The sequence below is a fragment of the Mesorhizobium sp. M0698 genome (assembly GCF_040320455.1).
GTDB lineage: Bacteria > Pseudomonadota > Alphaproteobacteria > Rhizobiales > Rhizobiaceae > Mesorhizobium.
On sequence record NZ_JAMYPQ010000014.1, the window covers coordinates 29,752 to 50,859 of the forward strand.

A 21,108-nucleotide genomic window follows, 5' to 3' on the forward strand; every position below is an offset into this window, starting at 1 on the left:
CGATCGCCTATAAAGGCGGCGTGCAGCGAACATCCTGCGAAAGGTGCCGCTCGACTGGCCGGGGACGTGCTCACGATGCAATCAGGGGAACTGTGACAGTTGTCTGATAATTTATCGGATATCGGTTGAAATACGGGAACTCGATCACGAACGCATATTGGGCGGTCAGATGTGCCATGCGAAAGCCGCCGCTGGGGGCGTCGATTGCTATTGTTACATCGACGTCTTTCAATCCCAAATCCAGTAATTTTTCCGTGGCAATGGCTTGGATCTGGGCCTGCGTCAGCGAGTTCTTCATTTGCAGCGCACGTGACGACGTTTCCAGCGTGTACCGAACACTCGACATAGCATTCAGAGCCCAGCCGAATGCAAAGATGCCGATCAAAAGCATTATCAGAAAAGGCGCGATCAGCGCGAACTCTAATGCAGCTCCGCCTGATGCATCCCCCGTGAAAGCTCTCGACTTAGCGGACACGAATCACCTGTTGATGACTGAGTTCGCGCGAGAGGGAAAACGCACCAAAACTGAAGGGCGGTGACCAGGTGGCTGTCGCCTGTATTACGAGGAAGACCGAGGGGGCTTTCAAAGTGTCGCACAGGACCGATGGATCGGCCACGATGTTCCCGCACATGTATTTCCGGCTCACTGCCACCTGCGCGCCATCAGGATGGTTTTCCCAGCTCGAAAGAGCGACAGCTTGGATGGTCGTATCCTCGACTGCTCCTTGCATCACGAGGTTCGCCGCGGTTTTGACGCCTGCACGCATCGACAATGCGCTCGAGACAAAAGACCAGCCGTCGATGATGCCAAGAAGTACCAGGCAAAGGGCGGGCAGAACCAGCGCAAACTCTACCGCGGCAACACCCGAATCACTCCGGAACATCCGGACTTGTAGCCGATCCACGAAAACTACTCGACAAGCTGAACGGTTTGCGTGGCCGGAATGTCTCGCATTCCAAGGCTCGTGCAATCCTGAATGATGTTTGCGTTGCCGGACCATTGCACGGTACTTGCGACGACCTGCGTGCAACCACCTTTGCCCGAGAAATTGCCGAGATAATTGACGCCCTGTGTTGGAAAATACAGAGCGCCGGTCAATAGCGAATCCGCCGTGCCATTAAACGTGTTGGATCCCGCCAGGTTGGCTCTGTCGCCATAGAACAGCACACCTGAATAGGTGCCCGACGTCGGTGCGCTGAGCTTGACGGTCGCCGTGCCGTTCATGCTAACGCCGGAGGTATCGGCCAGATAAATGACGACACCCTCGCCGGAAATATTTGCATTCGAGCTCGCTTTGAAATCGCCTCCCTCAATGACGTATATCCCGGGCGAGAGGGTTACATTGCCGCTCAAGCTGAGCCCCTTGCAGTATGTTCCAGGTTGCAAGGTTGACTGATTGCCGTTTTGACAAGGGTTCGTGGCCGGCGGCGCCGGCAGGTCGGCAAAAGGATCAGCAGCGGGCAGCGCCTGAGTTATCAGGCTGGCGCAAACGGTCTTCACGACGTTGCTCAACGAAACACCGCCTGCCGATATCAGGCAATCGACATCAAGGCTTGCCGATCCCTGAAGTTTGATGGCGTCCGGAGCTATCGAATTCGACATGACGGAGCAGCCTGTCAGTTTTGTGGTCGAACTGCCGGAAAAGAGCGCCGCTTTCGAAGCGGAAGGATCGACCGTCAAAATGCAGGCTTTTGAAGCATCCGTAATAAGAGCCACCGCCCTTGCTTGTGCGCCAACTGCGTTTTGCGTGAATATCGACGTAAAGAACCGATCGAGGTTCTGATGAACGACTACCTCAACCGCCTTTTTTCCGACATTTGGACCGGCTGACGGAGGCGAGAAGACCTCTATTGTACCTGCTGACGGTCCCCAGCCGTTCGTGGTCGCTGACGCTGTCGCTGCGGAGACAATCTTTGGCGTGTCGGATCCCGAAACCTTTTCCAAAGCGCCAGCATAGGCGGCCGCATCCGCCACCGCTTGTAGCTTCAGGCTGCTGTAATACCAATAGGAAGTCTCGATACCGAGGCCCGCACCGCCGACGACAATCGGCAAAGACAGAGCAAAAATAGTAGCAACGTTGCCGCTCTCGCCGATCGGTCGCATAGCGCGGAAAAAACACCTAAAAATGCGGGCACGCCAGTCCATTTCCCTATTAAAGCAGGATTGCATAAAAGAATGACTAAGAATTTCCGTACATTTCTTGGCTGCGATCCATCCAGGCTTAACGGCCCGTTCCGCCGCTTCAACGCGGGCCTTTGGCGCCACAGGACCCTCGTTAGTCCTTCGGCCGGGTGCATGTCTTCATAGGAACAATTCTGGTTTCCGGGGTCATGCGCAAGAAAAGACCGCCGCGGCCGGTTTCGATTGGCAATGGGTTGCCGTTCCCTGCTATTCCCGCTTCAAATCAAAAAGCAGTGGACGTTCCAGTATGACCAATGTCGCCTTGACCGGGCTTGCCCGCGATCTTGCCAAGCGCGCCGCGGAAGGCCGCCCGGTGCGCATCGGCGTTATCGGTTCGGGCGAGATGGGCACCGACCTGGTGACGCAAGGCATGCTGATGCCGGGCATTTCGGTTTGCGCGATCTCGACGCGCCGCCCGCATACGGCGCGTGAGGCCATCCGCATTGCTTATGGCGACCAGGCGATGGCAGCCGAAGCGGACAGCGCTTCGAAGGTCAGCCAGGCGATCGAAAGCGGCAAGATCGCCGTCACCTCGAACGAAATGCTGGTCACCAATCCGCTTATCGATGTCGTCATCGATGCCACCGGCAAGCCCGGGGTCGCCGCCGATTTCGACCTGATGGCGATGCAGCACGGCAAGCACCTGGTGATGATGAATGTCGAGGCCGACGTTACCATCGGCTGCTATCTAAAGCAGCAGGCCGACCGGCTCGGCGTCGTCTATTCGGTCGGCGCCGGCGACGAGCCGTCGAGCTGCATGGAGCTGATCGAGTTCGCCTCGGCGCTCGGCTACACCATCGTCTCCGCCGGCAAGGGCAAGAACAACCCTCTCAACCACGACGCCGTTCCCGACGACTACCGCGAGGAGGCGCTGCGCCGCAACATGAATCCGCGCATGCTGGTCGAGTTCGTCGACGGCTCGAAAACCATGGTCGAGATGTGCGCCATTGCCAACGCCACCGGGCTGGTGCCCGACGTTCCCGGCATGCACGGCCCCAAGGCCGATCGCGACGAGCTGGTCAAGGTGCTGATCCCGCGCGAGCAGGGCGGCATTCTGTCGAAGAAGGGCGTCGTCGACTACACCGTCGGCAAGGGCGTGGCGCCCGGTGTCTTCGTCATCGTCGAGGCGACGCATCCGCGCATCATCGAGCGCATGGACGATCTGCATATCGGCCACGGTCCCTATTACAGCTTCTTCAGGCCCTACCATCTGACCTCGCTGGAAGTGCCGCTGACGGCCGCTCGCATCGCGCTTTACGGCAAGCCCGACATGGTGCCGCTGCCGCGGCCGGTGGCCGAGGTCTGCGCCGTGGCCAAGCGCGATCTGGCGGCAGGCGAGGTTTTCGATGCGATCGGCGAGACCTGCTACCGCTCCTGGACCATGACCGTCGAAGAAGCCCGCGCCCATCGCGCCGTGCCGGTCGGTCTGCTCGAAGGCGGCAAGGTGCTGAAACCGGTGAGGAAAGGCGAATTGCTCACCGCCGACAATGCCGCGCCCGACCCGACGACCAGGCTATTCGCCTTGCGCCGGCTGCAGGACGAGATGCTGTATGGGCGTGACGCTGTCGACCGGTGAGCTGTCGCGGTGCCTTTGGCCGGGCCCACTGGCATTGTCATTACAACTCTCTATATTGTATTGACGATGAAGGCGGAGGCGATCACATGAATCTTCAGATCAGGGACCCGCGCGCACGCGAACTGGCGCGAGAGCTTGCTGCCAAACGCAAGATTTCGATGACCGAAGCGGTCATCGAAGCGCTTGAATCCGAGTTGAAGCGGGAGAGCGGACGCATTCCCCTGGCTGAGCGGCTTGCTGCCATTGCCAACGACTTCAAGGCCAAGGCAGGCCAAGGTGGTCGGGCTGTGACGAAGGATGAGATCGATGAGATGTGGGGCCATTCCTGATGTTCATCGACACCTCCGTGGTTGTCGCGATTCTTTCAGGCGAAGAGGATGCCCGCGAGTTGAGTAACCGCATTGAGGCAGCGCCCGCGAGGATAACTTCGGCGTTGGTGGTGCTTGAAGCGGCGATGCGGCTTTCGACGATGCTTGCCGTGCCGCCGGTTGTCGCCGGAGATGCGATAGAGGCGTTTCTTCGCGAAGCCGAAATCGAAATTGTGCCGATCGACGCCAGCGATGCCAAGCTCGCGATCCAGGCGTTTTCAGACTACGGAAAGGGGCGCGGACATCCCGCCCAGCTCAACTTAGCCGACTGCCTTTCTTATGCCTGCGCAAAAAGTCATGGCTCCGCACTGCTCTACAAGGGCAACGACTTTTCGCATACCGACCTCGCGTAATCCGCAACCGGCTGTTACTTCCCCAGCTCTATCGACCGCAGCCGCGCCGCTTCCACCGCCTCGGTGAGCAGGCGCGTCAGCCGGTCCTCGCCCATCAGTACTGCAAGGGCCGCAGCCGTGGTGCCGTTGGGGCTGGTCACCTGCTGTCTGAGCACGCCCGGCTCCTCGCCGCTTTCGGCGGCCAGCGAGGCGGCGCCGTAGACCGTCTGCATTGCCAAGAGCTTGGCAGTCCTGGTCGGCAGGCCGGCCTTCTCGGCTGCCACCGTCAGCGCTTCGATGAAATGGAAGATATAAGCCGGCCCCGACCCGGAGACTGCCGTCACCGCGTCCATCAGGCCCTCGTCATCGATATCGGCCACTTGCCCGCCCGCCGAAAGCAGGTCGGCCACAAAACGCTTGGTGTCCTCGGAAACCAGCCTGTTGGAAAACACCACCATCATGCCCTTGCCGATTGCCGCCGGCGTGTTGGGCATGCAGCGCACGATCGGCGCGCGGTCGCCGAGAATGCCTTCGAACGTGGCGACCGGCGTCCCGGCGGCGATGCTGAGGAAAGTGGTTCGGCCATCGTTGAAGCGGATGTAGCCAGCCGTGACGTCGCGGATCACCTGTGGCTTGACCGCAAGGACGACGAGGGCCGGCACGGCGTTGGCCGGTATGGCGCCAGCATCCGCGCCGGCAGCGCAGCCCAGTGCTTCGGCACGCTTGCGCAACTCGGCATTGGGCTCGACCACGAACACCACCGCCGGAGCCAGCTTGCCGGCTTTCAGCCAGCCCGAGAGCATGGCGTAGCCCATATTGCCGCAACCGGCGAGAACAAGCCTGACCGTCATCGAAAGCCTCCCATATTGAGATGGCTTCCCCATAGACGTTCGCGGCAGGGCGGGGAAGCCCTGTTGGGACCGTGATCAGGCGGAAACCCCGACCTTGCGGTTGGGATGCGTATGTAGTCGCGCAGCCGCGCGGCGACCAAATTAACCTTTTATTTCCTATGCCTGTTTAGCATCGCTTAACCAGTGGCGGTCGCTACGTCCCAGCCCGAGGGGAAGGCTCCAGAAACCATGGCTTATAGGAAAAATCGTGAACACTGGAGGAACGAGCAGTCCTTGCTGTCGCTCGTCGAGGCGGTGCGCGGCGAGGACGAAGCATCGCTGGTTTTGCTAGAGGACCGCGCAGGCCCGTCATGGCGCGAGGATGCCGCCACACGCCATCGTCTTGCCCGCTCGCGCCGCGAAGCGTGTGCCAGTCCGATCCTGTTGGCAGCCGCCGGCATAAGCCAGCCCGATCCTGATGAGCCAAAGGCCGGCACCATACTGATGGAAGAGGCTGCAGCTGCCGATGGGTTTTTCGACCCCGCTGGCTCCCTTGGCGGCCCCGATGCCGGTTCCGCCGATCACGCAGCATACCGGGCAGCGCCGCCTCCCGCTCAGCCGGTCGAGGTCGCGCGTACCAAACGTCCTGGTCCGATCGGTGCCGTGTTGTCGGCGCTGAGCCGGCTCATGCCTGGCAGAGCGCCGGAGGAGATGGCGTCCGGTGAGACTTCCGCCGCGACAAATTCCACCGCAGCGATGCCACCTGCGTTCCACCCGCAGCCGCTCTATGCCGGTCGGGCACCTTATCCGCAGCAACCCACGCCGCCGCATTCGGCCCATACTCAGGCCTGGTCGAGGAAGGCAAATCAGGCCTCGGAAGCCGCCGATCAGCAAAGCCAGATCGAGGAAATCCGCGCCAGCCTGCGCGAATTCCGCGAGGTCGTTCGCGAGCTCACCGAAAACCGCGCGCGCCGCCGCTATTTCTGAGCGTCGAATAAAACATGCCGGTTTCGAGTTAACGGCATGGGACGGCGCATTGACGGGATTGCCCGGCTCGATTTTCGTGAAAATGCCGCGCTGCATGTCCGCCCGCAGCGCATGGTTCTGGGCAACGGCCTGCATAAAAGATATCTGGAGCGCGCCGCATGGATGTTTTAACGCGGCAGGCTTACGCGATAGGCGTCGAGGGTGGTTCATGGCTGAGTTGATTGACGGAAAAAGCGTCGCCGAAGACGTGGTGCGGCGGGTCAAGGCCCTGACCGCCGAACTGGCGGAAAAGGGCGGACGGCAGCCCGGTCTCGCCGTGGTCATCGTCGGCGAGGATCCGGCGAGCCAGGTCTATGTCGCCTCCAAATCCCGCACCGCCAAGGAATGCGGCTTCCATTCGGTTCAGCACACGCTGCCGGCCGAAACCTCCGAGCCGGACCTGTTGAAGATCATCGGCCAGCTCAACGCCGATCCGGCCATCAACGGCATCCTCGTGCAGCTTCCGCTTCCCGGCCATATCGATTCCGGCAAGATCATCCAGACCATCGCGCCGGAGAAGGATGTCGACGGCTTCCACTTCATCAATGTCGGCAAGCTCGGCACCGGCGAACTCGAGACCGCCTTCGTGCCTTGCACGCCGGCCGGCTCGATGCTGCTGATCGAACGCGTGCGCGGCAAGGACCTGTCCGGTCTCAATGCGGTCGTCGTCGGGCGTTCGAACATCGTCGGCAAACCGATGGCCAATCTTCTGCTTGCCGCCAACTGCACCGTCACCATCGCACACAGCCGGACCAGGGACCTGCCGGCGCTTGCCCGCACCGCCGATATTCTGGTCGCCGCCGTCGGCCGGTCTGAAATGGTCCGCGGCGACTGGGTCAAGCCTGGCGCCACTGTCATCGATGTCGGCATCAACCGCGTCGCCGCACCTGAAAAGGGCGAAGGCAAGACGCGCCTCGTCGGCGACGTCGCCTTTGCCGAAGCAGCGAAGGCGGCCGGCGCCATCACGCCGGTGCCTGGCGGCGTCGGACCGATGACCATTGCCATGCTGATGGCCAACACGCTAGCTTCCGCCTATCTCGCAGCCGGATTGAAACGGCCTTCCTTCTGACCAGAAAGCAGCGTCCTTGCCGAACCTCACTGTTCCCTTAGAACGGCCGGTCACCAATGATCCCGTTCAGGGCGGGCGGCAGTTCGGGTTTCTGTTGGTCGACAAGTTCTCCATGTTCTCGCTGGCCGCGGCAATCGACACGTTCCGGTCGGCGAACCGGCTGCTCGGCCGCGATTTCTATGGCTGGACTACGGTGTCGGCCGACGGCGACGCCGTCATGGCGTCCAACGGCCTGCCGCTCAAGATCGACTACGCGGTTGCCGATCTGCCGCCGGTCGATATCCTGTTCGTCTCGGTCGGGCTGACGACGGAATTTCCCGGCAAGAGCAAGGTGCTGGCAGCGCTGCGCAGTTGGGGCCGGCGCGGCAATGCGCTCGGCGCGCTTTCGGTCGGTTCCTATTTGCTTGCCGAAGCAGGCCAGCTCGATGGCTATCGCTGCACCATCCATTGGGAAAACCGCGCCGGCTTCCTCGAACGCTTTCCGGACATCAACTGCACCGGCAACGTCTTCGAGATCGACCGCAAGCGCTACACCTGCGCCGGCGGCACCACATCGATCGACCTGATGCTGGAGATCGTGCGCGGTGATTTCGGCTCGAGCCTCGCCAATGGCGTCGCCAACCAGTTCCAGCATGAGCGCATCCGCTCGGCCGGGGACCGCCAGCGCGTCGGCCCGGAACGCGACCTGACCGGCAAGTCGGAGAAGCTGCGCCGCATCGTCGAGCTGATGGCCGACCATCTCGACGAGCCGCTGTCGGCGGTGCAGCTCGCCAAGTCGGCGGGCCTGTCGGTGCGCCAGGTCGAGCGCCTGTTCCTGCGCCATCTCAGTGTGACGCCCGGGCGCTATTATATGCGGCTCAGGCTCGAGCGGGCGCGCGAATTGCTGCGCCAGACCAACATGCCGATCCTCGACGTGGCAATCGCCACCGGCTTCACCTCGCATTCCTATTTTGCCCAGAGCTACCGGCTGCAATTCGGCCGGCCGCCTTCCGAGGAACGCCGCACGGCCTATTGAGGGTTTGGCAGAGAGGCGACGCAGCTTCGTACTCCGTCCGGGCTTGTGTCGCGACCCGGCGTCAAATAGCTTTCCGGCGCCGAGCGGCGGCGACTGACGGGGGAGATTTTTGATGGCGGGATTTGTGCAGAGCGTCGCTGCGGCGGCCCTGTTGCTGCGGACGACGGGGTTCGGCTTCGCCGCCGATCGCGTCATCGTCATTCTCGATGCCTCCGGCTCGATGTGGGCGCAGATCGACGGCAAGCCCAAGCTCGAAATCGCCCGTCAATCACTGCGGAACGTGCTGCAATCGGTCCCGGCCGAGGAGGAAATAGGCTTCATGGCCTATGGCCATCGCGAGAAGGCCAGTTGCGACGACATCGAACTCATCGTGCCACCGCAGGCAGGCTCGGCAAGTGCGATCTCAGCCGCGGCCGACAGCTTGAAATTTCAGGGCAAGACGCCGCTGACCGCTGCGGTCAAGCAAGCGGCGGAAGCATTGAAATACACCGAGGACAAGGCGACGGTCGTTCTCATCACCGATGGCATCGAGACATGTAGCGGCGATCCCTGTGCGCTCGGCAAGGAACTGGAGGCTGCTGGCGTCGACTTCACCGTCAATGTCGTCGGCTTCGGCCTGACGGCGGCCGAGGGCAAGCAGGTCGGTTGCCTCGCCGACAATACCGGCGGCAAATATATCGAAGCGTCGGATGAAAACGCATTGCAGGACGCCCTCGTCGAGACCGTTGCGCCTCCGCCACCCGCCCCTGAACCGATTCCCGCCCCGCAGCCTGCTCCCCAGCCGGCGCCCGCCCAGCCGGCGGAGTCCAATTTCGTGCCCACCGTCGTGCTTGCCGAGGGTGGCGATCCCGTCACCGACGGCAACGCCTGGGAGATCTACAAGGCGAATTCCGACGGCACGCGCGGCGATCCCGTCACCACCGAATATGGCACCTACAAGGGCAATCTGGAGCCGGGCGACTATATCGTCGTCGCGCGTGCCGGCGAGGCCAGGGCCGAACAGAAGATCAAGATAGAGCCTGGCCAGGTCGCCAAACCGCACTTCAACCTGAATGCCGGCACGCTGGTCATCCACCCGCGGCCAAGCGAAGGAGCGGACGTTGATGACGGCGCGGCTGTCGTAATCGGCTATCCCGGCGTCGACACCCCGCCGACCTATTACGGTGACACGAAAGTCGTGCTGCCGGCCGGTGACCAGAAGGTGACGGTCACGATCGGCCAGGGCATGGTTATCGAGACGATCCCGCTTGCCGCCGGCAGGGTCATCGACAAGGACATCATCGTCGGCGTCGGGAGTATCGTCGCCAACGCCTATTATGCTGCCGGCGGCGACAAGGCCGAGGGTTCGGGCGTCGGCTTCAAAGTGCTCCAGGCGAAAAAGAACGTCGACGGAACCAGGCAGGAGGTGACTTATGCCTACGGTCCGGACAGCAAGTTCGATCTGCCGCCCGACGATTATGTAATGGTCGCGACGGTCGACCTTGCGGTGGCCGAGCAGCCGTTCAGCGTCAAGGTTGGCGACCATCAGGATCTGAAGATCGCGATGAACGCCGGCATGCTGACGATAACCGCGCCAGGGGCCTCGAAGATCGAGATATTCGAGGCCAGGAAGGCCATCGACGGAACCCGCAAGTCGGTCGGCTACGCCTACGACCAGAAGTATCAAGCCACCCTGTCGGCCGGCGACTACGCGGTGGTTTCGGAGAAATCGGACAACAGCTCGAGGGAAGGCACGGTAACGGTCAGGGCCGGCGCGCGAGCCGAGCTGACCGTTCAGTAGATCTAAGGGAGAGCGGCCACCAGCCGCTCTTCCATGGTCGAAAAGTCATGCCGTACCGAAGGCGCTGGCGCCATGGTCGGCGCGTCCCACCAACTGCCGGAACCCGGCGAAAAGCTCGCGGCCGAAGCCGAATTCATTGCCTATGAGGTCGCTGTCCGCGGGGCGGCGCAGTGCGAAATCGCCGGCTGGCACCAGTACCTCCAGCGTCCCGGCCTCGGCGTCGAGCCTGATGATATCGCCGTCATGGATCCTGGCGATAGGCCCGTCCTCCGCCGCTTCCGGCGTCACGTGGATCGCCGCTGGCACCTTGCCTGAAGCGCCCGACATGCGGCCGTCGGTGACCAACGCCACATGCTGGCCGCGGTCCTGCAGGATGCCGAGCACGGTGGTCAGCCTGTGCAATTCCGGCATGCCGTTGGCCTTCGGTCCCTGGAACCGAATGACGGCGATGAAGTCGCCGGTCAGCGACCCCGCCTTGAACGCCTCGTTCAGGCCTTGCTGGCTGTCGAACACCTTGGCCGGCGCCTCGATGACGCGCCGCTCCGGCTTGACCGCCGATGTCTTGATGACGGCGTGGCCGAGATTGCCCGAAAGCACTTTCAGACCGCCGCTCGGCTGGAACGCCTTCTTGAACGGCGCCAGCACCTTCTCGTCCCCGCTCTCGCGCGGCGAAGCCTCGCGCACGACGCCGCCGTCCGCACCGAGCTTGGCCTCGACCGCGTAGGGGCGCAGCCCTTCGCCCCACACCGTCTGCACATCCTCGTGCAGGATGCCTGCGTCGAGCAGTTCGCGGATCAGGAAGCCGAGCCCGCCGGCGGCGTGGAAGTGGTTCACATCGGCAAGGCCGTTCGGATAGACTCGCGCCAGCAGCGGCACGGCTTCCGAGATGTCGGAAATATCCTGCCAGGTAGTGGCGATGCCGGCCGCCGCTGCCATGGCGATCAGGTGGATGGTGTGGTTGGTCGAACCGCCGGTGGCGTGCAGGCCGACGATGCCGTTGACGATCGAGCGCTCGTCGATCATCCGTCCGACCGGCGTGTAGGCGTTGCCGAGCGCGGTGATCGCCAGCGCCCGCTTCGTCGCTTCCCTGGTCAGCGCGTCGCGCAGCGGCGTGCCGGGATTGACGAAGGAAGCGCCAGGCGTGTGCAGGCCCATGATCTCCATCAGCATCTGGTTGGAATTGGCGGTACCGTAGAAAGTGCAGGTTCCCGGCCCGTGATAGGATTTTGATTCGGCTTCGAGCAGTTCGGCCCGCCCGGCCTTGCCCTCGGCATAGAGCTGGCGGATCTTGGCCTTTTCGTCGTTCGGAATGCCGGTCGTCATGGGCCCGGCCGGGATGAAGACCGCCGGCAGATGGCCGAAGGTCAGCGCCGCGATCACCAGCCCGGGCACGATTTTGTCGCAGACGCCGAGATAGACGGCGGCATCGAACATGTTGTGCGACAGGCCGATTGCCGCGGCCATGGCGATCACGTCGCGCGAGAACAGCGACAGCTCCATTCCGGGCTGGCCCTGGGTGACGCCGTCACACATCGCCGGCACGCCGCCGGCCACCTGGGCGATGCCGCCGGCCTCGCGCGCCGCATCCTTGATCAGCGCCGGAAACGTCTCGAAAGGCTGATGTGCCGACAGCATATCGTTATAGGAGGTGATAATGCCGAGATTCGGCACCCGGTCCCCGCCAAGCGCTACCTTTTCGGAAGGGCTGCAGACGGCAAAGCCATGGGCCAGGTTGCCGCAGGACAGCACGGCCCGGTTGGCGGTGCGGTTCGAGGCTTCGGCGATGCGGCCGAGATAGGCCTCGCGACCGGGCTTGGAGCGCTCACGGATGCGCTGGGTGATGGCTTCGATATCGCGTCTTGCGGTCATGGCGGTCGGTCCTTTCAGGCGAGGTCCCGCAAACACCTTCCGGCTATTGCCGGGACCTGCAGCCAAGTTGAGATCAGGGTGCCCAGAAAACCTCTACGGGCTTTTGAGTGGCATCGAGCACGGCGCGAATGGGCTTTCGTGCTCCAGTTCCAAGCGCGGCCTCGAATGCGGTGCGTTTTTCCGCGCCCTCGATATGCAGCGCGATGAAGGCGGCATTGATGATCCGCGCCAGTGATAGCGTCAGCCGTGGCTCGCCGGCGCTTGCCGCGTGAACCGGAAGCACGATCTTTTGCGACGACGGATCGAGCAATCTTGCCAGGTTGTCGGCATCCGGAAAGAACGAGGCGGTGTGGCCATCAGTTCCCATGCCGAGCACAACAACGTCGAGTGGCCAGGGCAGCACTTGCAGCGCCTCACTGTCGGAGACCGCTGCACCCTCGATCGTTGCCGCGGCGTGGTAGAGCGGCACGAAATTCGCGGCGGCGGCCGCGTTCTGCAGCAGGTTGGCGGCAACCAGGCCGGCATTGGAGCGCGGCGATGAGGGCGGCACGAAGCGCTCGTCGACCAATGTTATCGTCACCTTTTCCCAGGCGATCGGAACGGTCGAAAGCGCCGCGAAGAATTTCGCCGGCGTCGTGCCGCCCGAGACCGCAAGCAGCGCCATGCCGCGCTCGGCGATCGCCTTTGAGAGACGGCCGGCGACGTGGCCGGCAAGCGCTGTCGCCAACTCCTGGCGTCCGGCAAATTCGTGCCAGTTGTAGGCGCCGCCTAATTGCTCTCGTGCCATGTCCGCCCGTCGCGTTCGATCAGCGCAATCGAGGCCGAGGGGCCCCATGTGCCGGCGGTGTAGCCTTGCGCCTCTTGCCTGCCGCTTTCCCAGGCGTCCTGGATCGGGTCGATCCATTTCCACGCCGCCTCGACCTCGTCGCGGCGCATGAACAGCGTCTGGTTGCCACGGATGACGTCCATGATCAGCCGCTCATAGGCATCGGGGGCGCGGCCGTCGAAGGATTGCGCAAAACTCATGTCGAGCGGAATCTGGCGCAGCCGCATGCCGCCCGGCCCCGGATCCTTGATCATGATGAACTGCTTGACGCCCTCGTCGGGCTGCAGCCTGATGACCAGCTGGTTGGCGGAGATCGGCCCGGCGCTCTCGCCGAAGATCGAATGCGGGATCGGCTTGAATTCGATGACGATCTCCGAAACGCGCGTCGCCAGCCGCTTGCCGGTCCGGAGATAGAACGGCACGCCCGCCCAGCGCCAGTTGCCGATCTCGGCTTTGAGCGCAACGAAAGTCTCGGTGTTGCTGTACTTGCCGAGCTCCTCGACATAGCCTTTCACCGGCCCGCCGGCCGAGGCGCCGGCACGGTATTGTCCGCGCACCGTGTGCTTCGGCGCTTCGTTGCCGTTGATGCGCTTCAGCGCCCGCAGCACCTTCAGCTTTTCGTCACGGACGGCATCGGCGTCCATCGACGACGGCGCCTCCATGGCGACGAGGCAGAGCAGTTGCAGCATGTGGTTCTGCACCATGTCGCGCAATGCGCCGGCCTTGTCGTAATAAGTGACGCGGTCTTCCAGGCCGACTGTCTCGGCCACGGTGATCTGCACATGATCGACATTGGCGGAATTCCAAAGCGGCTCGTAGAGCGCGTTGGCAAAGCGCAGCGCCATCAAATTCTGGACCGTCTCCTTGCCGAGATAGTGATCGATGCGGAAAATCTGGCTTTCATGGAAGTCGTCGCCGACCAGGTCGTTGAGCGCGCGCGCCGAAGCTAGATCGCGGCCGATCGGCTTTTCCAGCACGATGCGCGAATTCGGCGTGATCAGCCCGTGCTCCTTCAGCTTGTGCGAGATGTCGCCGAACAGTGCCGGCGCCACCGCCAGATAGAAAGCGCGGATGTGTTCGCTGTCGCCGATCGCCTTCTTCAGCCTGTCGAAGCCGGCACCTGTGGTTGCATCTGCCGGGACATAGGAAAGCCGTGCGAGGAACGTCTTCAGTTCCGTGGCGTCGATATCTTCCGGCTTCACGTGGTCGGCAATCGCCTGCCTGGCGAAAGACTGGAACTCCTCGTCTGTCATCTTCGAACGCGATGTGCCGATGATGCGCGTCGGCTCGGAAAACTGGTGGTCGCGCTGGCGGTAGTATAGCGACGGCAGAAGCTTGCGTTCCGACAGGTCGCCGGTGCCGCCGAAAATGATGAAGTCGAAAGGGTCGACGGGAATGATCTGGCTGGTCATGGTCTGTCCGCTGTGACGCCGGTCGCGATAACGCGGCTGATATAATCTAATCGATTTAAACTTGCCAGTGCCATTGCGTCACATCCGCGTGTGCTCTTGACACCGGCGCTGGCCGGAGGCTTGTCGGCAAGCGATGCTTCCGGGGGCGTTCGCAGTTGCAGCATAGAGCCGGATGGCAGCGAAAGCCAAAGGAGAAATCGTCGATGGACGCACATCTTTCGATGGCCATCGCCAAACGCGTTTTCGATCGTCTTCAACGATGAGTGAGAAAAGCATGCGCCTGCAAAACAAAGTCGCCATCATCACTGGCGCTGCCTCGGGTTTTGGCGAGGGCATGGCCAGGCGCTTTGCCGAGGAGGGCGCGCGGGTAGTCGTCGCCGATCTGAACGCCAAGGGCGCAGAGCGCGTTGCCGGCGAGATCGGCGAAAAGGCGATCTGGACCCAGACCGACGTTTCGCTGCGGTCCGAATTCGACGACATGGTCCATGCCGCAATGAGCGCCTTCGGCCGCATCGACATCATGGTCAACAATGCCGGTTACACCCATCGCAACGGTGACATGCTGGAAGTCGACGAAGCGACCTTCGACCTGATCACATCAGTCAACATGAAGGCGATCTACCACGCAGCGCTTGCAGTGGTGCCGGTCATGGAACGGCAAGCCGGTGGCGTCATCCTGACGACGGCCTCCACGGCCGGTATCAGACCGCGGCCCGGCCTCACCTGGTACAATGCATCGAAGGGCTGGGCGATCACCGCGACCAAATCGATGGCGGTGGAACTCGCGCCGAAGAACATCCGCGTCAACTGCCTCTGCCCAGTTGCTGGTGAGACCGGCATGCTCGCGAAATTCATGGGCGCCGACACACCCGAGATCCGCGAGAAGTTCCGCGCGTCGATCCCGCTCGGCCGGCTTTCGACGCCGCTCGACATAGCCAATGCCGCGCTTTGGCTCGCTTCGGACGAGGCGGCTTTCATCACCGGCGTGGCGCTGGAAGTCGACGGCGGGCGTTGTATTTGAACGGTCCGGTTATCCGGCGGAGGACCGGCTGATGGCGAGCGACCCGCAATCGCTCTGCCGGCCCTACGCCCCGGTTTTGACGTAGCTCTTGTAGATCCAGCCGCGCTTGCCGTTGTAGACGATCTGGCACCATTGCTTGCAGCTCATCACTTGCACCGATGTCTTGGCCGGCACGGTGAGAATGGCGGCCGCATTCTTTTTTGGGCCGGTGCGCATGGTGACGGATCTCAGGATGCGTCCGGTACCGGCAGTATTGGCTCTTCCGGATTTTGCCTTGGTGCTGTTGTCGTCTTCGCTCGCGGTCTGCGTCGGCAGTTGCGGCTTGGGCGTGGGGATGGCGGCGGTCTGCGCGCCATCGGGTCCGCTGTTTTTCGTCGAGCTGCCGGGAGCCGCGACCTTGGCAAACAATGCCGCAGCGTCGGGTTTTGCTGCCGGGTCGGCGAATGCCACCGAAGCAGACGATTTATCGGCCGCCTGCTCGGTCTGGCTTGCCAGCTGGTCGGATGCTGCCGTGGCGGCGGCCGATGCCGTCTTTGGCCCCGTCCAGCGCGGATCGTTGGGAGCCAGCGCTGGTATCTCGGCTTCCGCTGCGGCCACCGCTGGGGAAACCGCATCTGCCTTGCCCGTCGTCCGCGGCGCCGCAGCAACCTTGGCAGGCATGATCTTCGTCGTCTTGACCGGGATGGTCGGAACGATCTGCTCAGGACTTGCGGCCGCTTGTCGCTCATTTGCCGGCAATGCCAGCCACAGTGCCACCGCGGCAACGCCGAGCAGTGCGGCCGTGCCAAGCGCGGCTATCACCAGATGCGCGTTCGACCGGACCCCGTGCCAGAACGTCGGCCGCATATCGTAACCGAATTGCATCGCAAGGCGCCGTCGTTCCGGCGCGCCGAAACTGAAGGGCTCTCTCACACTTGCCACCTCCATTTGCGGGCCGATGTTCTTACGACCCATGCCGGAGAGCCGGCATTTCGATCGGCATCGGTCCCAAACCAAAAGCGGGCAGGCCCGCAAAAATTCCCCGTTCAGCTGCCCACGAGCATCATCTTTCGCCCGCGATTGTGGCATCACTGCGCCCTTGGCGGGGATTCTGCGCCCTGGTTAAGGATTCTGCAACGTCTGGTTAAATCCTGTCCCGCAACGCGTACCAGTTGAGCGCAAGAAAGAGCAGTGGCGCGCGCAAACGCCGGCCGCCGGGGAAGGGTGGAATTTTCAGGTCCTCGATCAGCTTCAGCCGGTCGCGGTTGCCGGCGACCGTCTCGGCATAAAGCTTGCCGAAAAAGTTCGACAGCATGACGCCGTGGCCGGAATAACCGCCGATCGAGGTCACATTGGGCATCACTTCGCGCACGAACGGCTTTCTCGGCACGGTGATGCCGACATAGCCGCCCCAGCCATGCGTGATCTCGACGTCCTTCAGTGCCGGATAGATTTCGGCGATCTGCCGGCGGATGTGGATGTGGATGTCCTTGGGATCATTGACCGCATAGATCTCGCGCCCGCCAAACAGCAGCCGCCCGTCCTTCGATTTGCGGAAATAGCGCACGACGAAGCGCGAATCATCGACCGCCTCGCCACCCGGCAACACTTTGGAATCGGCTCCCAGCGGCACCGTCGCGCCGATGAAGGAGCCGATCGGCATAATATGCGCGGCACTCACCGGTTCGAGCGTGCCGCCATAGGCATTGACCCCGATCAGGCATTTAGCGGCGGCGATCGTGCCCTTCGGCGTCGCAACCCTGACCTTGCCGCCGCCGGAGGTGATGCCGGTTGACGACGTCTGCTCGAATAGCTTTGCGCCGGCCTCTGCCGCCACCTTTGCGGTGCCGATGACCAGTTTCAGCGGATGGATGTGGCCGGTGCCGGTGTCGCGGGTGCCGCCGAAATAATGCGTCGAGCCCAGCCGCTCGGCTGTCTCCGCGGCATCCATGAATGAGATGTGCGGATAGCCGAAACGGCTCGCCATGATCTCGGCATGCGCCTTGTAGTCGTCGACATAGCGCTTCTTGTGCGCCACCGACATCTGGCCGGGCATATAGTCGATCTCGATCTGGTGCATGGCGGCAAAGTCGAGCAGATGCGCCTTGGCCTCTTCGGCCAGGTCGAACAGCGCCTTGGCGCGGGAAAAGCCGTATTCCGCTTCCAGTTCCTCTGCCCAGGCCCGTTGTCCGGTGCCGAGCTGGCCACCATTGCGGCCCGATGCGCCGTCACCGAAACGATGCGTTTCGATAAGCACGACATCCGCGCCTGTCGTGGCGAGATGAGCCGCCGCCGACAGGCCGGTAAAGCCGCCGCCGACAATCACCACATCGCATGTCCGGTCGCCATCGAGCGCCGGATATTCGGGCCTTGGCCCGGCCGTGTCTTCGTACCAGGAGCGGCCGGGGGAGATTGGGGATTGGTAGGTCATGATGCTTGGCTAGGGGAGTAGGGGAGTAGGGGAGTAGGGAAGTAGGGAAGTAGGGGAGTAGGGGAGTAGGGAGCTAGTCGGGTGACAGTTTGCGGATCAGGAGGCGAAGAAGCTTCCCAACGCTTTCGGTACTCGCCAACAATGAAGCCGCCGTCGCCTTCGGCGCGATGCCGGTACGCTCGGCGATCAGAAGCTGAGTTTCCAGTTCCTTCAATGATCCTTGAGCGATACGGAGAAATTGTTGATAGGAACCTCGGATCTCTCTGCCATATCCCTCCGCAATGTTCGACGGCACCGAGCTTGCAGCGCGCCGCACTTGGCTGGTGAGTCCATAAAGTTCTTCCTTGGGCCATGATTTCGCCGCGCCGTAAACGGCCACAGCAAGGTCCATTGCCTGCTGCCAGACTATCAAATCCTTGTAGGAACCCGTTTTCTCAGCCATTCGTCCCTACTCCCCTACTCCCCTACTCCCCTACTACACATTCAGCAGCAAATACTCCCTCTCCCACGGGCTGATCACTTCCATGAAGGTCTCGAATTCCGCTCGCTTGATCGCCGCATAGGTGGCGGCAAATGACTTGCCGAGCAGCGTGCCGAGTTCTTCGTCAGCCTCGAACAGGTCGACGGCTTCGAGCAGGCTGCGCGGCAGGTCGATCTGGTCCTCGTTGGCGGTCGTCAGAACCGGCGGCTCGGCCTTGATCTTGTTGGTCATGCCGATCAGTCCGCAGGCAAGCGATGCCGCCAGCGCCAGATAGGGGTTGGCGTCGGAGGAGGGGATGCGGTTTTCGACGCGCCGCGCCGCCGGGTCGGAGCGGGGCACGCGGAAGGCGGTGGTGCGGTTGTCGTAGCCCCATTTGTTGTTGACCGGCGCCGAGGCCGACTGCGTCAGCCGCCGGTAGGAATTGACGTAGGGCGCAAACATCACCAGCGCGTTGGGCACATGTTTCTGCATGCCGCCGATGAAATGGAAGAAGGCCTCGGTCTCCGAGCCGTCCTCCGCCGAAAAAACGTTCTTGCCGGTCTTCTTGTCGATGATCGACTGATGGATATGCATGGCCGAACCGGGCTGCCCCTGGATCGGCTTGGCCATAAACGTGGCGTAGATCTCGTGCTTGAGCGCCGCCTCGCGGATGGTTCGCTTGAACATGAACACCTGGTCGGCGAGCTCGATCGGATCGCCGTGACGCAGATTGATTTCGAGCTGGCCGGCGCCCTCCTCGTGGATCAGCGTGTCGATCTCCAGGCCCTGGCTTTCGGAGAAATGGTAGATGTCGTCGATCAATTCGTCGAATTCGTTAACCCCGGCGATCGAATAGCCGGCGCCGCCGCCGATCGGCCGTCCCGATCGACCTACTGGCGGGGTCAGCGGATAGTCCGGATCGGGGTTCTTGCGCACCAGGTAGAACTCGATCTCGGGTGCCACGACCGGCCTCAGCCCACGCTTGTCATAGGCGGCAAGCACGCGCTTCAGCACGTTGCGCGGCGTGAACTCGACCGAGCGGCCGTCCTGGTGGACGAGGTCGCAGATAACCGCCGCGGTAGGGTCCTCCTCCCACGGCACCACCGTCAGCGTCGAGAGGTCAGGCATCAGCTTGAGGTCGCCGTCGTCCTCCGGATAGTGGAAGCCGTTGCCGTCCTCCGGATAGCCGCCGGAAATCGTTGTCATGAACACCGCCGAAGGCAGCGCCAGCGAGGTGTTGGAGGTGAACTTCTTCGATGGCATCATCTTGCCGCGCGCAACCCCGGCCTGGTCGGGTGTGATGCATTCGATATCTTCGATGCCGCGCCATTCCAGCCAGGCGCTGACTTCCTTCCAGTTCTTGACGCCACGTTGGTTTTTCACGAAGGCAGGCGTGCGGGCGCGTCCTCCGCGGCTCGACGGACGGACTTCCTTTTTTGCAGGCGGCATCAATCACCAGATTTGTTGCAGATTGTGGAGTATAGCCGTTGCCGACGACGAAAGGGAAGGGGAGCCGGCTGGCGTGCGCCTCGATAACCGGGGGAACACAACGACTTCCGGATAAAAGCCTCCTGGTCTAGGGTCGGCCTCCCGCAAGGCTGCAATTAATGGTCCCCATGCAACACAGCCGCAAACTGACGACGATCGGCTTCGACGCCGATGACACGCTGTGGCAGAACGAACAGTTCTTCCGCGTGACCGAGAAGCGCTTTGCCGCACTGCTCGCCGATCACGCCGAGGAGGACCGGATTTCAGCAAGATTGCTGGAGGCCGAGAAGCGCAACCTCGCGGTCTACGGCTTCGGCATCAAGGGGTTCACGCTGTCGATGATCGAGACGGCGATCGAGGTCACCAACGGCCAGGTGCGGGCCTCGACTATCGCCGAAATTCTCGCCGCGGGCCGCGAGATGCTCAACCATCCGATCGAGCCGCTTCCCCATGCGCGCGAAACCGTGGAAAAGCTGGCCGGCGCCTACCGCCTGGTGCTGATCACCAAGGGCGACCTGTTCGACCAGGAACGCAAGCTCGCGCAATCCGGGCTGGGCGAGCTGTTTGATGCCGTCGAGATCGTCAGCGACAAGAGCGCAGCCACCTATAGCCGCATCTTCAGCCGCCACGGCGACGGCCCGGAAAAGGGCATGATGGTCGGCAACTCGCTCAAATCGGACGTCGTACCGGCCATCGAAGCCGGCAGTTGGGGCATCCACGTTCCGCATGATCTGACCTGGGTGCTGGAACATGTCGAGCCGCCGGTCTCGGCACCACGCTTTCGCCAGATAGCCAATCTCGGTGAACTGCCGGGCTTGATCGAGCGTATCGGCGAGATTGATTAATCAGGTCTGCAGTCGACGCGTCGCGGTAGAAGTCAGTTGCGGCCGACCCCGACCAGCCGGTCGATCACCGGCTGCAGCCGTTCGGTGGTGATCGGCTTGACGACCACCGCATCGATGACGCTCGACAGGCCCAGGGTCTCCGGAGTGCCGGTCTTGACTGAAAGCAGGATCACCGACGGAAGCGATTTGCCTGACGCCCTTCGCAGTGCATCGATACCCGACAGCAAAGCGTCGCAGTCCCCGTTCTCCGCTCCGCCGTCGAGAACGACAGTGCCGGGAACCAGTGCGTGCAAGGCCTTTGCCGCGGTTTCTGGCGTTTCCGAGATCGGTTTGAGGCCGGACCGCTCGACGATCTTTGAAACCACGACCCGGTTGATCGGTGATTTTCCGACCACCAGCACACGCGAGAAATCCGGAAGCATGCCGGTCTCCACGTCCCGGCTACCGAAAGCCAGCTGTTTTGCAGTCTCGATATCGCGATTCGCTGGGCACATGGCGGGGGCAGGCCGTTGTTCAATGTTTCAATGCAGGGTTGAAACTTGGAGGTAATTGGCGTGAGATCGCTGCTCATGTCAAGCTGAAATGGCATATCAGGAGAA

General features: G+C 62.4%; 22 protein-coding genes. 10 read left to right on the forward strand and 12 right to left on the reverse strand.

Annotation, left to right across the window (positions count from 1 at the left end; genetic code table 11):
* Positions 1 to 70 precede the first annotated feature (70 nt).
* The 3 genes from NKI16_RS23995 to NKI16_RS24005 are packed head-to-tail and all read right to left on the reverse strand — an operon-like array spanning position 71 to position 2,266.
* A complete protein-coding gene (locus NKI16_RS23995) occupies positions 71 to 475 on the reverse strand; it encodes a TadE/TadG family type IV pilus assembly protein (RefSeq protein WP_023677423.1) in 405 nt (134 codons plus the stop codon).
* Entirely contained in the window at positions 465 to 884 is a 420-nt protein-coding gene (locus NKI16_RS24000; RefSeq protein ID WP_023677424.1) for a TadE/TadG family type IV pilus assembly protein, read from the reverse strand. The genes NKI16_RS23995 and NKI16_RS24000 overlap by 11 nt, the downstream gene beginning before the upstream one ends.
* A 26-nt stretch (positions 885 to 910) precedes the next feature.
* Complete coding sequence (locus NKI16_RS24005) at positions 911 to 2,266, reverse strand: pilus assembly protein TadG-related protein (protein WP_348625932.1); 1,356 nt, start codon at positions 2,264 to 2,266, stop codon at positions 911 to 913.
* A 163-nt stretch (positions 2,267 to 2,429) separates the two neighbouring features.
* Between NKI16_RS24005 and NKI16_RS24010 the strand changes: the two genes are divergently transcribed.
* From NKI16_RS24010 to NKI16_RS24020, 3 genes are all read left to right on the forward strand, one after another.
* Positions 2,430 to 3,758, forward strand: a complete 1,329-nt coding sequence (locus tag NKI16_RS24010) for an NAD(P)H-dependent oxidoreductase (protein ID WP_023677426.1) — start codon at positions 2,430 to 2,432, stop codon at positions 3,756 to 3,758.
* An 86-nt stretch (positions 3,759 to 3,844) separates the two neighbouring features.
* Complete coding sequence (locus NKI16_RS24015) at positions 3,845 to 4,087, forward strand: type II toxin-antitoxin system VapB family antitoxin (RefSeq protein ID WP_023677427.1); 243 nt, start codon at positions 3,845 to 3,847, stop codon at positions 4,085 to 4,087.
* Entirely contained in the window at positions 4,087 to 4,479 is a 393-nt protein-coding gene (locus tag NKI16_RS24020) for a type II toxin-antitoxin system VapC family toxin (protein ID WP_023677428.1), read from the forward strand. The genes NKI16_RS24015 and NKI16_RS24020 overlap by 1 nt, the downstream gene beginning before the upstream one ends.
* Before the next feature lie 14 nt (positions 4,480 to 4,493).
* On the opposite strand, the gene proC is transcribed toward NKI16_RS24020, so the two are convergent.
* Positions 4,494 to 5,309, reverse strand: coding sequence for a pyrroline-5-carboxylate reductase (gene proC / locus NKI16_RS24025; RefSeq protein ID WP_023677429.1), 816 nt, complete (start codon positions 5,307 to 5,309; stop codon positions 4,494 to 4,496).
* 228 nt (positions 5,310 to 5,537) lie between these two features.
* Between proC and NKI16_RS24030 the strand changes: the two genes are divergently transcribed.
* The 5 genes from NKI16_RS24030 to NKI16_RS24050 all read left to right on the forward strand — a co-directional run bounded on the left by NKI16_RS24030 (position 5,538) and on the right by NKI16_RS24050 (position 10,178).
* A complete protein-coding gene (locus tag NKI16_RS24030) occupies positions 5,538 to 6,275 on the forward strand; it encodes a hypothetical protein (RefSeq protein WP_156937359.1) in 738 nt (245 codons plus the stop codon).
* Between the two features lie 36 nt (positions 6,276 to 6,311).
* Complete coding sequence (locus tag NKI16_RS24035) at positions 6,312 to 6,446, forward strand: hypothetical protein (protein WP_023677431.1); 135 nt, start codon at positions 6,312 to 6,314, stop codon at positions 6,444 to 6,446.
* Between the two features lie 37 nt (positions 6,447 to 6,483).
* Positions 6,484 to 7,383, forward strand: coding sequence for a bifunctional methylenetetrahydrofolate dehydrogenase/methenyltetrahydrofolate cyclohydrolase FolD (folD, locus tag NKI16_RS24040; RefSeq protein WP_023677432.1), 900 nt, complete (start codon positions 6,484 to 6,486; stop codon positions 7,381 to 7,383).
* Between the two features lie 16 nt (positions 7,384 to 7,399).
* Positions 7,400 to 8,398, forward strand: a complete 999-nt coding sequence (locus NKI16_RS24045; protein WP_023677433.1) for a GlxA family transcriptional regulator — start codon at positions 7,400 to 7,402, stop codon at positions 8,396 to 8,398.
* Positions 8,399 to 8,510: 112 nt separating this feature from the next.
* The gene (locus NKI16_RS24050) at positions 8,511 to 10,178 is read left to right on the forward strand and encodes a vWA domain-containing protein (RefSeq protein WP_023677434.1); all 1,668 of its coding nucleotides are present in this window, start codon (positions 8,511 to 8,513) and stop codon (positions 10,176 to 10,178) included.
* 45 nt (positions 10,179 to 10,223) lie between these two features.
* Here the strand turns inward: NKI16_RS24050 and edd are convergent, their stop codons facing one another.
* The 3 genes from edd to zwf form a co-directional block, all read right to left on the reverse strand.
* The gene (edd, locus tag NKI16_RS24055) at positions 10,224 to 12,047 is read right to left on the reverse strand and encodes a phosphogluconate dehydratase (RefSeq protein WP_023677435.1); all 1,824 of its coding nucleotides are present in this window, start codon (positions 12,045 to 12,047) and stop codon (positions 10,224 to 10,226) included.
* A gap of 73 nt (positions 12,048 to 12,120) precedes the next feature.
* A complete protein-coding gene (pgl, locus tag NKI16_RS24060) occupies positions 12,121 to 12,834 on the reverse strand; it encodes a 6-phosphogluconolactonase (RefSeq protein WP_023677436.1) in 714 nt (237 codons plus the stop codon).
* On the reverse strand, positions 12,816 to 14,285 hold the full coding sequence (gene zwf, locus NKI16_RS24065; protein WP_023677437.1) for a glucose-6-phosphate dehydrogenase: 1,470 nt from the start codon (positions 14,283 to 14,285) through the stop codon (positions 12,816 to 12,818). The genes pgl and zwf overlap by 19 nt, the downstream gene beginning before the upstream one ends.
* A 274-nt stretch (positions 14,286 to 14,559) precedes the next feature.
* Between zwf and NKI16_RS24070 the strand changes: the two genes are divergently transcribed.
* On the forward strand, positions 14,560 to 15,306 hold the full coding sequence (locus NKI16_RS24070) for an SDR family oxidoreductase (RefSeq protein ID WP_352756661.1): 747 nt from the start codon (positions 14,560 to 14,562) through the stop codon (positions 15,304 to 15,306).
* 63 nt (positions 15,307 to 15,369) lie between these two features.
* Here NKI16_RS24070 and NKI16_RS24075 read toward each other — a convergent pair whose 3' ends face one another.
* From NKI16_RS24075 to NKI16_RS24090, 4 genes are all read right to left on the reverse strand, one after another.
* Complete coding sequence (locus NKI16_RS24075; RefSeq protein WP_352756663.1) at positions 15,370 to 16,170, reverse strand: SH3 domain-containing protein; 801 nt, start codon at positions 16,168 to 16,170, stop codon at positions 15,370 to 15,372.
* A gap of 259 nt (positions 16,171 to 16,429) precedes the next feature.
* Positions 16,430 to 17,716: an NAD(P)/FAD-dependent oxidoreductase gene (locus tag NKI16_RS24080; protein ID WP_352756665.1), complete on the reverse strand. Its 1,287-nt coding sequence runs from the start codon at positions 17,714 to 17,716 to the stop codon at positions 16,430 to 16,432.
* 73 nt (positions 17,717 to 17,789) lie between these two features.
* Complete coding sequence (locus tag NKI16_RS24085; RefSeq protein WP_352571631.1) at positions 17,790 to 18,158, reverse strand: four helix bundle protein; 369 nt, start codon at positions 18,156 to 18,158, stop codon at positions 17,790 to 17,792.
* A gap of 33 nt (positions 18,159 to 18,191) precedes the next feature.
* Entirely contained in the window at positions 18,192 to 19,625 is a 1,434-nt protein-coding gene (locus tag NKI16_RS24090) for a glutamine synthetase family protein (protein WP_352571630.1), read from the reverse strand.
* 167 nt (positions 19,626 to 19,792) lie between these two features.
* On the opposite strand from NKI16_RS24090, the gene NKI16_RS24095 reads away from it, so the two are divergent.
* On the forward strand, positions 19,793 to 20,509 hold the full coding sequence (locus NKI16_RS24095; protein ID WP_352571659.1) for an HAD family hydrolase: 717 nt from the start codon (positions 19,793 to 19,795) through the stop codon (positions 20,507 to 20,509).
* Between the two features lie 32 nt (positions 20,510 to 20,541).
* Here the strand turns inward: NKI16_RS24095 and NKI16_RS24100 are convergent, their stop codons facing one another.
* Positions 20,542 to 20,931: an ANTAR domain-containing protein gene (locus tag NKI16_RS24100; RefSeq protein WP_352571629.1), complete on the reverse strand. Its 390-nt coding sequence runs from the start codon at positions 20,929 to 20,931 to the stop codon at positions 20,542 to 20,544.
* Positions 20,932 to 21,108: the final 177 nt, after the last annotated feature.

Coding starts and splice junctions, on each gene's coding strand:
- NKI16_RS24000 (WP_023677424.1), bottom strand. CDS start 884: ATGTTCCGGAGTGATTCGGGTGTTGCCGCGGTAGAGTTTGCGCTGGTT.
- NKI16_RS24010 (WP_023677426.1), top strand. CDS start 2,430: ATGACCAATGTCGCCTTGACCGGGCTTGCCCGCGATCTTGCCAAGCGC.
- NKI16_RS24015 (WP_023677427.1), top strand. CDS start 3,845: ATGAATCTTCAGATCAGGGACCCGCGCGCACGCGAACTGGCGCGAGAG.
- NKI16_RS24020 (WP_023677428.1), top strand. CDS start 4,087: ATGTTCATCGACACCTCCGTGGTTGTCGCGATTCTTTCAGGCGAAGAG.
- proC (WP_023677429.1), bottom strand. CDS start 5,309: ATGACGGTCAGGCTTGTTCTCGCCGGTTGCGGCAATATGGGCTACGCC.
- NKI16_RS24030 (WP_156937359.1), top strand. CDS start 5,538: ATGGCTTATAGGAAAAATCGTGAACACTGGAGGAACGAGCAGTCCTTG.
- NKI16_RS24035 (WP_023677431.1), top strand. CDS start 6,312: ATGGGACGGCGCATTGACGGGATTGCCCGGCTCGATTTTCGTGAAAAT.
- folD (WP_023677432.1), top strand. CDS start 6,484: ATGGCTGAGTTGATTGACGGAAAAAGCGTCGCCGAAGACGTGGTGCGG.
- NKI16_RS24050 (WP_023677434.1), top strand. CDS start 8,511: ATGGCGGGATTTGTGCAGAGCGTCGCTGCGGCGGCCCTGTTGCTGCGG.
- edd (WP_023677435.1), bottom strand. CDS start 12,047: ATGACCGCAAGACGCGATATCGAAGCCATCACCCAGCGCATCCGTGAG.
- pgl (WP_023677436.1), bottom strand. CDS start 12,834: ATGGCACGAGAGCAATTAGGCGGCGCCTACAACTGGCACGAATTTGCC.
- zwf (WP_023677437.1), bottom strand. CDS start 14,285: ATGACCAGCCAGATCATTCCCGTCGACCCTTTCGACTTCATCATTTTC.
- NKI16_RS24070 (WP_352756661.1), top strand. CDS start 14,560: ATGCGCCTGCAAAACAAAGTCGCCATCATCACTGGCGCTGCCTCGGGT.
- NKI16_RS24075 (WP_352756663.1), bottom strand. CDS start 16,170: ATGCAATTCGGTTACGATATGCGGCCGACGTTCTGGCACGGGGTCCGG.
- NKI16_RS24080 (WP_352756665.1), bottom strand. CDS start 17,716: ATGACCTACCAATCCCCAATCTCCCCCGGCCGCTCCTGGTACGAAGAC.
- NKI16_RS24085 (WP_352571631.1), bottom strand. CDS start 18,158: ATGGCTGAGAAAACGGGTTCCTACAAGGATTTGATAGTCTGGCAGCAG.
- NKI16_RS24090 (WP_352571630.1), bottom strand. CDS start 19,625: ATGCCGCCTGCAAAAAAGGAAGTCCGTCCGTCGAGCCGCGGAGGACGC.
- NKI16_RS24095 (WP_352571659.1), top strand. CDS start 19,793: ATGCAACACAGCCGCAAACTGACGACGATCGGCTTCGACGCCGATGAC.
- NKI16_RS24100 (WP_352571629.1), bottom strand. CDS start 20,931: ATGCTTCCGGATTTCTCGCGTGTGCTGGTGGTCGGAAAATCACCGATC.